Raw genomic sequence first — 14,880 nt, forward strand, 5'->3', positions numbered from 1 at the left:
GGTTTTGCGTCTCTGTCCTGACCCGCCCGCTTATGTGGGAAGAAGAGGCTGGACAGAGCGCACCTGCGCGCAACACTCAAAGCCAATGTCGACTGACCGCCCCGTGCACACCCTGAACCGGATCCCGCTCGGGAAACGGCAGTTCGAGAATACTCGCCAGTTGTTCCTGCGTCGGCGCATCGCGACAGATGTCAGCGTGCTGGCCCGGCGGGTAAGCACCCACCACCAGAAAGTCATCGCTGGATTCGGTATTGCAGTGAGCGGTGCCCGCAGGTAACAGCAAGACATCGCCGGCGCTGACTTCCAGCACCCGACCCTGCGGGCCCCCCAGCATCAGGCGCGCGAAGCCGCTGGCGATGCCCAGCACTTCATGGCCCTGGGTGTGATAGTGGTGGTAGTCGTGAACGCCATACCGCCATTGCGGTGGCCAGCCATTGGCGCTGAAGATATTTTCGAACAAAGCCGCCGGATCACTTTGTTGAACGGCAATGGCCTTGATGTAAATGAGCACCGGTAAGCGAGGGTTGTTGGGCACCCAGTCATTGCGCTCGAGCAACAAGGTTTGTACGGGAGCATCCACAGCCTGCGACCTAACCATCAGAAGTCCTCCCCCTATTGGGCATAGCCTTGACATCAGCTTTTTGAAAGCGCCACTAACGAGTGGGACATTCGATATTCCTCGGTTGTTCATGAGAATGTCGGGAAGTTTTTGGGTGGCCAATAGTGGCTAAATGCTCTGCGAGCACGGGAGGCCCTGTGGCTCTGGTCGCATAAATTTGAAATGCCCGGCGATGCTCGACAGAATCACGCCCCTATCCGACCAAAGGTGCCGGACGTTCGTGGTGAAAAGGGGCAACAGTTGAACCAACAGACATTGTCCATGCGCCTGGAGCGTGTGGCGGCACATGTGCCATCAGGGTCGCGCCTGGCCGATATCGGCTCGGATCACGGCTACCTGCCGGTGGCGTTGATGCGTCGTGGCGTCATTGAGGCGGCGGTGGCCGGCGAGGTGGCATTAACTCCGTTTCACGCGGCTGAACGCACTGTGTGCGAGAACGGTCTGGACCAGCGGATCACCGTGCGCCTGGCCAATGGCCTGGCGGCCATCGAGCCGGGAGACGGGATCACGGCGATCAGTATCTGCGGCATGGGCGGCGAGACGATCCGCGACATCCTCGACAGCGGCAAGGCACGCCTGAGCGGCCACGAGCGCCTGATTCTGCAGCCCAACGGCGGCGAGCAGCCACTGCGCCAATGGCTGATGGAAAATGACTACCGTATCCTCTGCGAGGACGTGCTGCGCGAAGACCGCTTCGACTACGAAATCATCGTCGCCGAGCGCGACGGGCCGGTGATCTACACCGACGAGGAACTGTACTTCGGCCCGTTGCAGATGCAGGCCCGCAGCCCGGCGTTCCTGCTCAAATGGCAGCGCAGGTTGCGTCAGAAACAGAAGACCCTGACCAGCTTCGCCAAGGCACGGCAGGCCGTTCCCGAAGAGAAGGTACAGGACGTTGCCCGCCAGGCCCGGTGGATTACCGAGCTGCTGGCGTGAACCCGGTCCGTTCTGCCATTCACAACTTGTAGCCGATCTGCCGCAGCAGGTTCTTGCGCCAGAGGATGTCTTCGTCGCCTTCAATGTCTTTGGCACAGAAGCCATCCACGACGCCCAGGATGGCTCGCCCTTGCTCCGTCTCCGCCAGAATCACTTCAGTGGGATTGGCGGTGGCACAAAAAATACGGCATACCTCTGGAACCGCTTTGATGGTGTTCAGCACGTTCAGCGGGTAAAAGCCGTCGCCCAGGAAAATGATGAAACTATGGCCGGCGGCGATGGCTTGCGCATTCTTCTGTGCCAGTTCGATCATTGAGGTGTCGGTGCCGGACCATCGCACCAGGCATTTACCGGAAGCTTCACAGAACGCCACGCCGAACTGGATACCTGGCACCGCATTGACCAGCGCTTCATGGATGTCCTCGACGGACTTGATGAAATGCGTCTGACCCAAAATGAAGTTCGTCACTTGCGGCTTATCGATTTTCAACGTGATGAGTTGCATTTCAAACACCTCCGTTCACGATGTGGCTGCCAGCGTCTGGCAACAGATCAAGCATAGCCAGTCATGCCCCGCACAACAGAGCAGCAACCACCCGGCACGCCCAGGTTATTCCCCTGCGCTCTATCAACTGTGAGAAAACAGACTAGCGAAAGGCGTTGATTATCGTCGGCCAGCCACTAGCCTCGATCGCAAGCAATGGACGAATAAGTTGCGGGAAATCCGGCTCTGAATAATCGGCGCACTACGCCATGATGACAGGAGAGCGTTCATGAGCGAGCGAAGCAATGCTGCGTTGCTGAAATTTGATCCTGCGTCCGGGCCGTTGCGCGATGGCCTTTCGGTCGCTCAGCAGATTGGCGACACACTGTGGGTGGCCAACGACGAAACCACAAACCTGGAACGTCTGAAAATCCAGGACGCTGCACCCGGCGAAGGGGTGACGTGCAATGAGCACCAATCATTCCCGCTCATGGATTACCTCGACCTGCCCATACCGAAGCAAGACGCTGAAATCGATATCGAGGGATTGGCGTATGACCATGCCAGTGGTTACCTCTGGGTGGTGGGTTCCCATAGCCTGAAACGAAAGAAGGCTGAGGCCGACAGGCCGGCGCAGAAGAATATCCAGCGGCTATCGACGGTAGAGGCGGACGGCAACCGCTTTTTACTGGCCCGCATCCCGGTGGTACAGCAGAACGATGGTTGTACGCTCGCCGGGAAGGTGGACGCCGACGGGCGTTCGGCGGCGCAGCTACATGGCGATAAGGTCGGTAACGACCTGACCGCGGAAATTGCTGAAGATGATCAGCTACGCCATTTCCTGAGTATTCCGGGTAAAGACAACGGTTTCGATATCGAAGGATTGGTGGTGATCGGCTCGCGCCTTTTGCTGGGGCTGCGAGGGCCGGTCCTTCGCGGCTGGGCTGTGCTATTGGAGATCGAGCCCGAACTGGATGATGGCTCGACTGACACGCTAGTCCTCAAGAAGATTGGCCCAGGTGGGCGCCGCTACCGTAAGCACTTCTTTGCGCTAAACGGCCTGGGGGTGCGTGACCTATGCATGAGCGGCGACGATCTGTTGATCATGGCGGGTCCCACCATGGAGCTGGACGGTCCGGTGACGGTCTTTCGCTGGCACGGTGGTTTCGTGCCCGATGAGGAAAGCGTGGTCTTTGCCGATCAATTGGAAACAGTGCTGGAGGTGCCTTTTGGACAAGGCAACGATCATGCCGAGGGCATGTGTCTGTTCGAGTCGGGGAAACAGCGTGGGGAGGTTCTCCTGATCCTCTACGACGCCGCGGCGCAGAGTCGTAAACATGGCGATACGGACGTGGAAGGGGATCTGTTCATCCTGAAATAGCCCCCTGCCTCGACGACATAGGGTACTGCATTTCAAGCTGCGCAACGTTCGCAATCAGCTCGCCAGGATTAAAAAGCAGGGCATATGTATCGCTGTGTATCCCAACCCCGTGTTCGGAGACTGGCTTACAAATGCCCCTCGATCCGGATACATCCGGGATACACGTGTGCAGTCAAATAGCCCTGCCTCAGCGAGAAAGCAAACGCCCTCGCACCACGGCTTATTGCCCTTGTGGCATGACCCTTAGCGGCCTGGCCGCACACTGTATCCGGAGTAACAACCATGTCTCGTATGTCGAATAAATCCCGCATTGGCCTGATCGCAGTTGCACTGGCCGGCAGCATGAACCTCGCTTCGACCGCCTTCGCCGCTGACGCACTGCCACAAGGCTACCAACTCGCCGCTGCGGAAAAGACCAGCGAAGGCAAGTGTGGCGAAGGCAAGTGCGGCGCCGATGAAGCCAAGGCGACCAAGGCCGGTGAAGGCAAGTGTGGCGAAGGCAAATGCGGGGCCGATGAAGCCGGCGCCAAAGTGACCAAGGCCGGTGAAGGCAAGTGCGGTGAAGGCAAATGCGGCGATGCTTCCTTCGCCCGTACCGATACCGACCACGACGGCCGCGTTTCCCTGAAAGAACTGCTGACCGTGGCGCCGAAGGGCGGTGAAGAGTTCAAGGCGATGGACACCAACAAAGACGGTTTCCTCTCCGAAGGCGAGGTCTACAAATTCCGCACCAACCAGTTCACCTCCAACGGCAAGAAAGTACCGACCGAACTGTTCACCAACATGGCCAAAGCCAAGAACTGATTGTCTTGCGTCAATCCAACCTCCCCAGGTTTGTAACCGGGGAGGTTTTTTTATGCCTGAAAAAACGGTCAGTCGAAAGCACTGCGATAGGCAAAAAGCCCAGGCAACCCACCCGTCATCACAAACAACACATGGCTGCCCGCCGGGTAGTCGCCCCGGCGCACGGCGGCCAGTAGACCGGCGAACGCCTTGCCGCCGTAGACTGGGTCGGTAAGCAGACCCTCATGGGAAGCCAGCAGGCGCACCGCTTCAAGCATCGCTTCGGTGGGCGCGCCGTAGGCTTCGCCGCGTTGGCTGCCATCGACGTTGATCGCGCTGTCGGCCAGCGAGGTGGAGGGGGCGAGGAGTTGCAACACCTGCCGGGTTTTTTCCAGGGTTACCGCCGATGCCTGTTCTTCGGTGGCCAGCACCGAATAGCCGACGATTTTCGTGGAGGCCTGGGCCAGCGTGATACCGGCCAGCAGGCCTGAGTGGGTACCGGCGCTACCGTTGGGAACGATGATCTGATCGAACCGGATGCCGAGATCATCTGCCTGGCGCAGGATTTCGCCGGCGCAGGCGGTATAGCCCAGACTGCCCCGGGGGCTGGAGCCGCCCAATGGCATGACGAAGGGTTTTTTTCCTTGAGCCTTGAGCTTTTCCACCAACTCGGCGGCGTATGCGTCAGGCGCGGCGCCCAAGGCAAGTCGATGGATATTCGCACCGAACAGCGCGTCCAGTATGACGTTGCCGTTGTAGCAAAAGTCGTCATCGCCGCGTACGGCGGATGGGGTCAGGATCAGCTCGCAAGCCAGGCCCTGGCGAGCCGCGACGGCGGCGGTCAGGCGGGCGTGGTTCGATTGCAGACCGCCCCAGGTCACCAGGGTATCGGCGCCCTCGGCCAGTGCTTCGCCCAGCAGGAACTCCAGCTTGCGCAGTTTGTTGCCGCCGCCGCCGAGACCGGTCAGGTCGTCGCGTTTGACGTAGAGGTTGCAGCCGTTCATTTCCGGCAGCTGGCTGAGTCGGGAGAGTTTCTGGATCGGTGTCGGGCCTTCGAGCAGTGTCGCCCGGGGGTAGGCGGCCAGTGCGGCATCAAGATGGGTCAAGTCGTGGGGCATGAAGGATCACTCTTGGCGTGAGGGAACGGAGTGGATCGATCACTGTAAAAAGCTGTGGCGCGAAGATATACCGCTCGCCCGGAATTTCTGTTGATACACCGTGTAATCAAATGACGCAGATGGCGTGGTGTACCCAATACCCTTGTGGGAGTGAGCCTGCTCGCGAAGAGGCCGGTACATCCTCCACAGTCTCTGTGGTTGGACTGCCGTCTTCGCGAGCAGGCTCGCTCCCCCATTGGATTGGGGTACGCATATCTTTTTTACAGATAGTGCTTGCCTATTTAATTCGTTTCTTGAGATATCGCCTTCGCGCGTAGAGTCAGCCCGACTGAAGAATGGAAGGGCCGATGATGAACAGCGTGAAGCCAGCAATCCCCGCCACCGCGCTACAACCCGCCAACCCATGGCGCGGCACCGTGGCCGGTTTTTCCGCGAGCCTTGTAGGCATCGGCCTGGCGCGATTTGCCTATACACCGCTGTTACCGGCGATTGTCAGCGCTCATTGGTTTGACGCTTCCAGGGCGGCCTACCTCGGCGCGGCCAACCTGGCGGGGTATCTGGCCGGGGCGCTTTTCGGGCGTTCACTGGCGGGCAAAACCTCAACGCGGTTCACCCTCAGGGCCATGATGCTGCTGGCCAGCATCGCGTTTTTCGCCTGCGCATATCCCGTCTCCTTCGCCTGGTTCTTCGCCTGGCGATTTCTCTCGGGGGTAGCCGGCGGGGCGCTGATGGTATTGGCTGCGCCGACGGTGCTCGCCCATGTACCAGCCTCTCGCCGAGGGCTGGCGGGCGGGGTGATTTTCATGGGAGTCGGGGTAGGGATTGCGGCGTCCGGCACCCTGGTGCCGTTGCTGCTGCAACAGGGGCTGGCGCAAACCTGGCTGGGGCTGGGCGTGATTGCTCTGTTGCTGACCGCGATTGCGTGGCGCGGATGGCCGAGCGAAAACACCCAGGCGTCCAGCATCGCCCATCACCGCCGTCCACCTCCCAATGGCACCCTCAAGGCACTGTATGTCGAGTACGCGCTCAACGCCGCCGGCTGGGTGCCGCACATGATTTTCCTGGTGGATTTCGTCGCCCGGGGCCTGGGCCAGGGCCTGCAAACCGGCGCGCAGTACTGGGTGCTGTTCGGCATTGGCGCCACCGTCGGGCCGCTGCTGGCGGGCGTGTTGGCAGACCGGGTCGGCTTCGGTCGTGCGTTGCGGGTGTCGTTCATCATCGAGGCCATCAGTGTCGCGGTGCCGGCCTTCGGGCTCGGCAGCGTGTGGCTGATGGCGTCCAGCGTGATCGTCGGCGCCTTTGTCACTGGCACCGTGCCGCTGGTACTGGGGCGGATACAGGAAATTCTCCCCCGGCATCCGGCGCAACAGAGCTCGGCCTGGCAGACCGCCACGGTGGGGTTCGCCTTGTTCCAGGCAGTCGCCGCCTATGGCCTGTCGTTCTTGTTTTCGTACAGCGGTGGCAATTACAGCCTGCTGTTCCTGATTGGAACCGCAGCCATGCTGATTGCCTTTGTCATTGATGCAGTGGCGGCGCTGCGCGGTGCCCAGCCAGCGGAGCACTTGTCCTCGTGAACTATGCCGATCGCAACCTTTCTTACTGGCGTCGCAACCTGGCCGTCTGTGTGTTCGGTTCGTTCACCACGCTGGTGAGCCTGAGCATGCTGTTGCCGTTCCTGCCGCTGTATGTGCAACAACTGGGCGTCACCGCTCAGGCCGATGTGGTGCAGTGGTCGGCCGTGGCTTTCGGTGCGACGTTTTTCGGCACGGCAATTACTGCGCCGCTGTGGGGGCGGCTGGCCGATCGGTATGGTCGCAAACCGATGCTGGTCCGCGCCGCTATCGGCATGGCGATTGTGATGTCGCTGATCGGGCTGGCGCGCGACGTCACCGATCTGGTGGTGCTGCGCCTGGTCGCCGGGTTGATTGGTGGATACGCGTCTGCGTCCATTGTGATGATCGGCTCCCAGGTCCCGCGAGAGAAAGCGGGTTGGGCGCTGGGCGTGCTGTCGACCGGGGCCTTGTCCGGCAATCTGATCGGGCCGCTGGTGGGTGGATTTCTGCCGCAACTTGTTGGTATTCGCGGCACCTTTTTTGTCGGTGGCGCAATAATCGCGGTGGCGGCGATCACCACCATCGTGCTGATCCGCGAGGATTTCGAGCGCGGGACGGATGGCGCGCGGCACGACAAGAACAATCAGGGCGAGGGTGCCGGTTCCCGCTGGCCGATCATCGCCGCGCTGCTGATGACAGCGATGATGGTGCTGCTGGCCAACATGTCGATCGAGCCGATCATCACCGTCTACATCGGTCACTTGGGCGTGGCTTTTGACGATCAGGCGCGAATCGCCGGCGTGGTCATGGCCTGTTCGGCGCTGGGCAGTATTTTGACCGCCGCCAAATTAGGTGCGCTGGCTGATCGTGTCGGCAGCTGGAACGTGATCATCGGTTGCCTGGTGCTGACCGGTCTGGTCATGGTGCCCCAGGCCTTCGTCACGCAGTGGTGGCAACTGGCGGTGTTGCGCGGCCTGATGGGCATGACCATCGCCGGGTTGCTGCCGGCGATTGCCAAGCTGATCCGCCAGTCGGTGGAAGAGCACAGCACCGGAAAAATTCTGGGCTATCTGCAATCGGCGCAGTTTTCCGGGCAGGTGATCGGGCCGCTGATCGGTGGGCAGATCGGCGCGCATTTCGGTTTGCACCCTGTGTTCCTGGTGACCGGCGCGCTGCTGGTGCTGTGTGCCGGTATCAACGGCTGGGTGAAAAGTCGATTTTACCAGGTGACGGCCGCTACAGTGCCACGGTAGCGGGGGGCAGGGCAGGGACGGCATCCATGCGCACGCTGTGCAGAAAAGTGGCCAGCGCGCTGGAGAAGTAACCGTCGATGCGCCGCACGAACACGGTCTGCACTTCCGACAGATCCGGCGGCAGATCATGCACCGCCACCAGTCCCTCGCGGGCGGCATTGGCCACGACACCCCGGGGCAACAGCGTGACCCCGACCCCCGCCGAAGCGCAGGCAATGATGGCTTCGATCGAACCGAATTCCAGCGGTTCGGGCGCCAGCACACCGAGGCTGGTCAGCAGCGTATCCAGACGCTGGCGATAGGAGCAGCCGATGCGAAACACCACGGTCTTGAGGTTCTCGACGCTGGCGACATCGTCCAGGCTGTGCAGGGCAGGTGAGGTCACCAGCACCAGCTCTTCGCGAAAGGCTTCTTCGCTGTGCAGTTCCGGGTGATTGACCGGTCCCGCGACGAACGCGCCTTCGAGCTTACAGTCGATGACGCCCTGAATCAGGCTGCAGGTGGTGCCGGTGCGTACCACTGGGCGAACCTCGGGGTAAGCCTTGGCGAACTGCGCGATCAGGTGAGGCAGACGCAGGGCCAGGGTGGTTTCCAATGTGCCGATTTCCAGCACGCCTCTGGGATGGCCGTCATCCCGGGCGGCGCTGGAAGCATCGAGCAGCAGCTTCGAAAGCCGCGCGGCGAAAGGCAGGATGCGCCGACCCGCGGGCGTCACCTGCACACCCTTGGCGCTGCGTTGAAACAGCGCCACGCCGAGCTCGTCTTCCAGCGAGCGAATCCGCGCCGAAACGTTCGACTGCACGGTGTTCAGCTCACTGGCGGCCTTGTTCATGCTGCCGTGGCGCGCGACCGCATCCACCACCTTGAGATCCGCTACATCCATCGAATTCACCTATCTCAGAAAGTAATAACTGATGAAGAATCTACGGCTTATTCGAGATTGCTGAAAGGGAAATTTGATGAGTATCAGGTTCACCAAAAACGATCAACTGAATCACAAATGATCATTTTACATGATTGCATGCCGGGCATAGGTTGAAGGGGCAACAGATACCGCAGCCAGTGGCGGATCGAGTCTTCGAGTCTGAGGCTGTGGAACAACAATAACGTAACCACTGCAACACGGAGTCAACGTGAACCATGCAACCGAATCAGCCAGAATTCGCAATCATCCCCGTTACAAGGAACTGGTCTCGCGGCAGCGACGATTTGTCGCCGGCCTTACCGCCGCCACCCTTGTCCCGTACTTCACGTTTATCCTCGTCGCCGCTTTCGCCCCCCACCTGCTAGCGACGAAGCTTTGCGCCACCAGCATCATCAACATCGGCTGGCCGCTGGGCCTGGTGTTTATCGTCGGCGCCTGGTTGTTCACCGGGCTCTACATCCTGCGTGCCAACGGCGAGTTCGATGCCCTGACCGCGCAAATCCGTGCGGGGGCCATCGTATGAAACGCATTCTGCAAAACCTCATCCTTCCTGTCCTGCTGAGCACATTCGCGGCGCGCGCCATGGCCGGCGACGTGTTGCAGAACGTCGAAAAACAACCGATCAACATCACCGCGATCAGCATGTTCCTGGTCTTTGTCGTGACGACCCTGGGCATCACGTACTGGGCCGCCTCCAAGACCAAATCCATGGACGATTTCTACAATGCCGGTGGCGGTATCACCGGCTTCCAGAACGGTCTGGCACTGGCCGGTGACTACATGTCGGCGGCGGCGTTGCTGGGGGTCACCAGCATGATCTTCTTCAACGGTTTCGATGGCGTGCTGTACTCGATCAGCTTCTTCGTCGCCTGGCCGTTGCTGTTGTTCCTGTTCGCCGAGCGCATCCGCAACCTGGGGCGCATCACCATCTCGGACATTGCGTCTTTCCGCCTCGATCAAAACCGCATCCGCACCATGACCGCCTTCGGCTCGCTGACGGTGGTGTGTTTTTATCTGGTGGTGCAGATGGTCGGCGCCGGGCAGTTGATCCAGTTGTTGTTCGGCCTGCCTTACAACTACGCGGTGATCGCCGTGGGTCTGTTGATGGCGGTCTACGTGACCTTTGGCGGCATGGTCGCCACCACCTGGGTGCAGATCATCAAGGCCGGGTTGCTGCTGTTGGGCGGGACCTTGCTGGCGTTTCTGGCGCTGAGCAAGTTCGGCTTTTCCTTCGATCTGTTGTTCGAGCAGGCGGTGGCCGCGCACCACGACGGCGAGCGGATTCTGCTGCCGAGCAAACTGGTGGCCGATCCGCTGTCGCTGATCTCGTTGTCACTCGGGCTGGTGTTCGGCACGGCGGGATTGCCGCACATCCTCATGCGTTTCTTCACCGTGCCGGACGCCAGGCAGGCGCGCAAATCGGTGTTCATCGCCACAGGCTTCATCGGCTTTTTCTACCTGATCGTCGCCGTGCTGGGACTGGCCGCCATCGTCATCGTCGGGCAAGACGCTGCCTTCTACGAGTCCGGCAATCTGGCCGGCAAGCTGATCGGCGGCGGCAACATGCCGGTGATGCACCTGGCCAAAGCCGTGGGCGGCGATCTGTTACTCGGCTTCATCTCCGCCGTGGCGTTCGCGACGATTCTGGCGGTGGTGTCCGGGCTGACCATGGCCGGCACCTCGGCGATCTCCCATGACCTGTATGTAATGGTGGTCAAGAAGGGCAAGGCCGATGCCAAAGATGAGCGTCGTGTCTCGCGCATGGCGTCGGTGGGCATCGGCATCGTCGCGGTGGTGCTGGGCATTCTGTTCAAGGATCAGAACATCGCCTTTCTGGTGGCGCTCACTTTTGGTGTCGCAGCGTCGGTCAACTTCCCGATCCTCGTGCTCTCGATGTACTGGAAGGGCCTGACCACCCGCGGCGCGTTGATGGGCGGTGTCACCGGCCTGATCAGCGCGGTCGGCCTGGTCATTCTCTCACCGGCGGTGTGGGTCAAGGTGCTGGGCAATGCCGAGGCGATCTTCCCCTATGACTACCCGGCGATCATCTCGATGAACGTGGCGTTCTTCTTCACCTGGCTGGGCTCGGTGACTGATCGCAGCCACGGGGCAGGGCTTGAGCGCGAGCGTTTCGACGACCAGTTGATCCGCGCCCAGACCGGGCTCGGCGCCGCGCAGGCCGTCAATCACTGAGACCTTCGTGTCCTTCCATTTCCTGATGTGCGCATTCTGCCAAAGGAGACAGCCATGCAACTAAGAGACAATGGCCTGAGATTTTCACCGATCACCGTCGCACTGCACTGGGTCGTGGCGTTTTCGCTGCTGGGGATTTTCGCCCTGCAAGTGCTGATCGACTATGCGTCCAGCGCGGCACTGCAACAGGAACTCGGCAGGGTGCAAAACCTGCTGGGGCTGATGCTGTTTCTCGTCTCGACGTATCGGTTCTGGGCGCGGATCACCTCTTACCATCCGCTGCCGGTGGGCACACCCAACCCCATCGAAGTGATCATCAGCCGCTCGGTGGCGGTGTCGCTGGCCCTGGCGATGGTGCTGCTGCCCATCGCGGTGTGGGCCTCACGCTCGGCGGCGGGCGAGGTGCTGGAACTGCCCGGCGGCTTGTGGATTCCGAGCGTGCTGCCAGCCAACGATGCGTTGAAGCATGTGGTCGATGTGCTGTTCAACATCGGTGCCTCGGCGTTCCTCGCCGGTCTGGCGCTGCACATCTTCGGCGCGGTCAAGAATCACTTTCTCCTGAAGAACAACACGCTCAAGCGGATGCTTGGCAAACATGTGGAGCTGTGAGTCATGAGCGAATTCGATTTTGCCGGTAACGCCATTACCCGGCTCTGCGGTGTGAAGTACCCGATTTTTCTCGGCGGCATGGCGGCCATTTCCGGCCCGCAACTGGTCGGGGCCGTGGCCAATGCCGGGGGCATGGGGGTCATCGGTGGCCTGCGCCTGCCACCCCTGGCCTTGCGCCGCTGGATCCAGGAAACCCGCGCACTCACCGACAAGCCCTTTGGTGTAAACCTGGTGCCGCAGTTCGGCGGCCCGGATGTGTTCGAGGCGCAGTTCCAGGTAATCCTCAAGGAAAAGCCCAAACTGCTGTCGTTGTTTTATGCCGAGAAATACTCCGCCGACATGATCCCCCGGGCGAAAGATGCCGGGCTGGTGGTGATGGTGCAGGCGGGGTCGGTGGAGTTGGCGCACATCGCCATCGAGCAAGGCGCGGACATCATCATCGCCCAGGGCAGTGAAAGCGGCGGTCACCTCAATCGCGGCACCATCGGCATCATGCCATTGCTGACTTCGATCCTCAGCGTTTGTGAGGGCCGGCCGGTGTTGGCGGCCGGGGGCATCACCCACGGTGACGATGTGCGGGCATTGATGTCGCTGGGTGCATCCGGCGTGGTGGTGGGCACGGCGTTCATTGCCACCGATGAGTCGAATGCCCATCCGCTGTACAAGCAGAAGATCGTCGAAGCGACCACCGATGACACCGAGTACCGCACCGGCTATTCGTTCGGCTGGACCTACGGCACACCGCATCGGGTGATCCCCAACCGGGACAAGTGGAACCTGCTGCGCTTCATCGGCGGCGGTGCGCGGGCGATCGACAAGCCGCGGATGGCTGAAAAGCTGTCGCTGTATGCGGGGCAAGGGGTGGGCAAGATTCACAGCGTCGTGCCGGCGGCCGAGCGGGTGGCGGAGCTGGCGCGTGGCCTTAAGACCGAACCGGACCGGCAAAGTAGCGTCACTGACTACGCCGCAACAGGGCGTTTGCTCAATGAGCAGAGAAGGACACTCGGCTGGCAGTGATCCGGATTTTCTGTGGGAGCGAGCCCTGCTCGCGAAGACGGCAGCACATTCAGCATCAATGTCGACTGACCCGACGCTTTCGCGAGCAGGCTCGCTCCCACAGGGGTTGCCGGTGTAGTTCAAGCCACCGCCGGCCGCGTAATCTGCTGCTGCGCCAATCCAATGAACGCACTCATCGCCGAGGTGATCATCGAGTCGTTGCGACGGATGAACACGGTCGAGACGTTGGCGAATTCCGGCGGCAGCGTGTGCCAGCGAATGGCATGGCGCACGCTGCAGTTTTCCGCGATGGCCTTGGGTAGCAGGGTCACGCCCATGCCCGCCGCGACGCACGACAGGATGCCGTCGAGGGTACCCAGTTCCATGATCTGATTAGGCACCAGCCCGACCTGGTAGAACCAGTTTTCCAGGGTCGAGCGATAGAAGCAGCCCGTGCGGAACACCAGCACCGTTTGCTGAGGCATCTTGTCCATCAGCGCCGGCAGCGATTCGAACTGGTTACTGCTCACCAGCACCAGTTCTTCGCAAAACACTTCTTCCTGGGCCAGTGCCGAATTCTGGTGGAAGCCGCCAACGAAGGCGCCGTCCAGTCGATGGGCTTCAATCGCCTTGATCAGTTCGACCGTGGTGCCGGTCAGCAATGACAGCTGCACCTCGGGATATTGCTCGCGGTACTTGGTCAGCACTTGCGGCAAGCGGATGGCGGCGGTGGTTTCCATCGAGCCCAGCCGCAGCAGCCCCGTCGGGCTGCCGGTGTCCATCAAGGCGCTGCGGCTCTCGTCGGTCAGCTGCAGGATGCGCCGCGCATAACCAAGGAAGGTCTCGCCCGCCGATGTCAGTACGACCCCGGACTTCTTGCGGATGAACAGCTCGCGATTGAGTTCGGCTTCCAGCTCTTTCACGCGCATGGTCACGTTGGACTGCACCGTGTTTACCTGCAACGCCGCGGCGGTGAAGCTGCCCAGCTCGGCCACGGCGCAGAAAATCTTCAGTTGGCGCATTTCCATGATCGTCACCATCCATCTCTAAAAGTGATTATGGTTATATTTAACGATCACTTTACGGCTGTCGACGGGGGTTAGTAAAGTGGCCCAAACCGAATAATGAGCGCCGTTCGACTGATGACACTGACTACGAAAATCGACCACGTCTTCGCCGGCGGCCTGGGGGTGTTGCAGCCCGAGGGGCAACGCACGGGCATCTTCAAGCAGCGCCACGAAGGCCCCGTCCGCGTGGCACTGCACGGGATTGTCGGTGACCAGCACGGCGACACCCGGGTGCACGGCGGTCCGGAAAAGGCGGTGCATCAGTACGCCGCGCAGAACTATCACCGACTCGCAGAGGCCTTTGCCGACAGTGCCCCGCAACTGGTGGCGGGCAGCCTGGGCGAGAACATTTCGGCGGATGGTTTATCTGAATGCAACGTGCATATCGGCGATGTGTTCCAGGTCGGCAGCACGGTGTTGCAGGTGTCCCAGCCACGCAGCCCGTGCTGGAAGATCAACCACCGCTTTGATGCCGAGCACATGTCGATGTTCGTCGCCAGAGAGCGCATCACCGGTTGGTATTACCGCGTTGTTCAGCCGGGTTTCCTGCAAGCGGGGGACCGGATCGAACTGCTGGAGCGGTACAACGAACGGTTTTCCATCGACCAGTTCTGGCAGGTGCAGTTGTCGCACCGGCCGCTGATCGACGACCTCCTGGCACTGGCGGCCACCCGTGGCCTGGCCGAAGACTGGAAGCGACGCCTGTCCGAGCGGGCGAAGTATCTTCAAAAGCGCGCTTCCTGACTCCGCTTAAATGCGGAATCAAACACGTCCATCTGTGGCGAGGGCGCTTGCTCCCGTCGGGCCGCGAAGCGGCCCCAAAAGATCGCAGCCTTCGGCAGCTCCTTGTATCTCGACTATCGCTCCATCAGGAGCGATAGTTCTCGACTGATCATCGAGGGAGGGACTTGGAAGCCGTGCAGCTCCTTAGGCTTTTTGCCTGTGATGTAGATCGTGCTCCAG

At 60.9% G+C, this 14,880-nt stretch carries 15 protein-coding genes; 10 read left to right on the plus strand and 5 right to left on the minus strand.

Annotation, left to right across the window (positions count from 1 at the left end; translation table 11 throughout):
* Positions 1-76 precede the first annotated feature (76 nt).
* Positions 77-598 (minus strand): cupin, encoded by a 522-nt coding sequence (locus tag CKW21_RS09325; RefSeq protein WP_095193676.1) that lies wholly within the window; start codon positions 596-598, stop codon positions 77-79.
* 261 nt (positions 599-859) lie between these two features.
* Between CKW21_RS09325 and CKW21_RS09330 the strand changes: the two genes are divergently transcribed.
* Positions 860-1,555: a tRNA (adenine(22)-N(1))-methyltransferase TrmK gene (locus tag CKW21_RS09330; RefSeq protein ID WP_305885262.1), complete on the plus strand. Its 696-nt coding sequence runs from the start codon at positions 860-862 to the stop codon at positions 1,553-1,555.
* A gap of 19 nt (positions 1,556-1,574) precedes the next feature.
* Here the strand turns inward: CKW21_RS09330 and CKW21_RS09335 are convergent, their stop codons facing one another.
* Positions 1,575-2,060 carry an adenosine-specific kinase gene (locus CKW21_RS09335; protein WP_095193678.1) on the minus strand — a complete coding sequence of 162 codons (486 nt, stop codon included), beginning with the start codon at positions 2,058-2,060 and terminating at the stop codon, positions 1,575-1,577.
* A 268-nt stretch (positions 2,061-2,328) separates the two neighbouring features.
* On the opposite strand from CKW21_RS09335, the gene CKW21_RS09340 reads away from it, so the two are divergent.
* A complete protein-coding gene (locus tag CKW21_RS09340; RefSeq protein ID WP_095193679.1) occupies positions 2,329-3,420 on the plus strand; it encodes a DUF3616 domain-containing protein in 1,092 nt (363 codons plus the stop codon).
* A 282-nt stretch (positions 3,421-3,702) separates the two neighbouring features.
* On the plus strand, positions 3,703-4,224 hold the full coding sequence (locus CKW21_RS09345) for a hypothetical protein (RefSeq protein ID WP_095193680.1): 522 nt from the start codon (positions 3,703-3,705) through the stop codon (positions 4,222-4,224).
* 68 nt (positions 4,225-4,292) lie between these two features.
* Here the strand turns inward: CKW21_RS09345 and CKW21_RS09350 are convergent, their stop codons facing one another.
* Complete coding sequence (locus CKW21_RS09350) at positions 4,293-5,321, minus strand: D-cysteine desulfhydrase family protein (RefSeq protein ID WP_095193681.1); 1,029 nt, start codon at positions 5,319-5,321, stop codon at positions 4,293-4,295.
* Positions 5,322-5,668: 347 nt separating this feature from the next.
* Here CKW21_RS09350 and CKW21_RS09355 point away from each other — a divergent pair, with 347 nt between their 5' ends.
* Positions 5,669-6,895, plus strand: coding sequence for a YbfB/YjiJ family MFS transporter (locus CKW21_RS09355; RefSeq protein ID WP_095193682.1), 1,227 nt, complete (start codon positions 5,669-5,671; stop codon positions 6,893-6,895).
* Positions 6,892-8,127: an MFS transporter gene (locus CKW21_RS09360; protein ID WP_095193683.1), complete on the plus strand. Its 1,236-nt coding sequence runs from the start codon at positions 6,892-6,894 to the stop codon at positions 8,125-8,127. The genes CKW21_RS09355 and CKW21_RS09360 overlap by 4 nt, the downstream gene beginning before the upstream one ends.
* On the opposite strand, the gene CKW21_RS09365 is transcribed toward CKW21_RS09360, so the two are convergent.
* Positions 8,111-9,010: a LysR substrate-binding domain-containing protein gene (locus tag CKW21_RS09365; protein WP_095193684.1), complete on the minus strand. Its 900-nt coding sequence runs from the start codon at positions 9,008-9,010 to the stop codon at positions 8,111-8,113. The genes CKW21_RS09360 and CKW21_RS09365 overlap by 17 nt on opposite strands.
* Before the next feature lie 250 nt (positions 9,011-9,260).
* On the opposite strand from CKW21_RS09365, the gene CKW21_RS09370 reads away from it, so the two are divergent.
* From CKW21_RS09370 to CKW21_RS09385, 4 genes are read left to right on the plus strand one after another with little or no spacing between them, the layout of a single operon-like run.
* Positions 9,261-9,575, plus strand: coding sequence for a DUF485 domain-containing protein (locus CKW21_RS09370; RefSeq protein ID WP_095193685.1), 315 nt, complete (start codon positions 9,261-9,263; stop codon positions 9,573-9,575).
* Positions 9,572-11,245, plus strand: a complete 1,674-nt coding sequence (gene actP, locus CKW21_RS09375; RefSeq protein ID WP_095193686.1) for a cation/acetate symporter ActP — start codon at positions 9,572-9,574, stop codon at positions 11,243-11,245. The genes CKW21_RS09370 and actP overlap by 4 nt, the downstream gene beginning before the upstream one ends.
* A gap of 54 nt (positions 11,246-11,299) precedes the next feature.
* Positions 11,300-11,854, plus strand: a complete 555-nt coding sequence (locus CKW21_RS09380; RefSeq protein WP_095193687.1) for a cytochrome b — start codon at positions 11,300-11,302, stop codon at positions 11,852-11,854.
* Positions 11,855-11,857: 3 nt separating this feature from the next.
* Complete coding sequence (locus CKW21_RS09385) at positions 11,858-12,871, plus strand: nitronate monooxygenase family protein (RefSeq protein WP_095193688.1); 1,014 nt, start codon at positions 11,858-11,860, stop codon at positions 12,869-12,871.
* Between the two features lie 119 nt (positions 12,872-12,990).
* On the opposite strand, the gene CKW21_RS09390 is transcribed toward CKW21_RS09385, so the two are convergent.
* Positions 12,991-13,878 (minus strand): LysR family transcriptional regulator, encoded by an 888-nt coding sequence (locus CKW21_RS09390; protein ID WP_095193689.1) that lies wholly within the window; start codon positions 13,876-13,878, stop codon positions 12,991-12,993.
* Between the two features lie 114 nt (positions 13,879-13,992).
* Between CKW21_RS09390 and CKW21_RS09395 the strand changes: the two genes are divergently transcribed.
* Entirely contained in the window at positions 13,993-14,661 is a 669-nt protein-coding gene (locus tag CKW21_RS09395; protein ID WP_095193690.1) for an MOSC domain-containing protein, read from the plus strand.
* Positions 14,662-14,880: the final 219 nt, after the last annotated feature.

The sequence above is a fragment of the Pseudomonas sp. Irchel 3A7 genome (genome assembly GCF_900187565.1).
Classification (GTDB): Bacteria; Pseudomonadota; Gammaproteobacteria; order Pseudomonadales; family Pseudomonadaceae; genus Aquipseudomonas.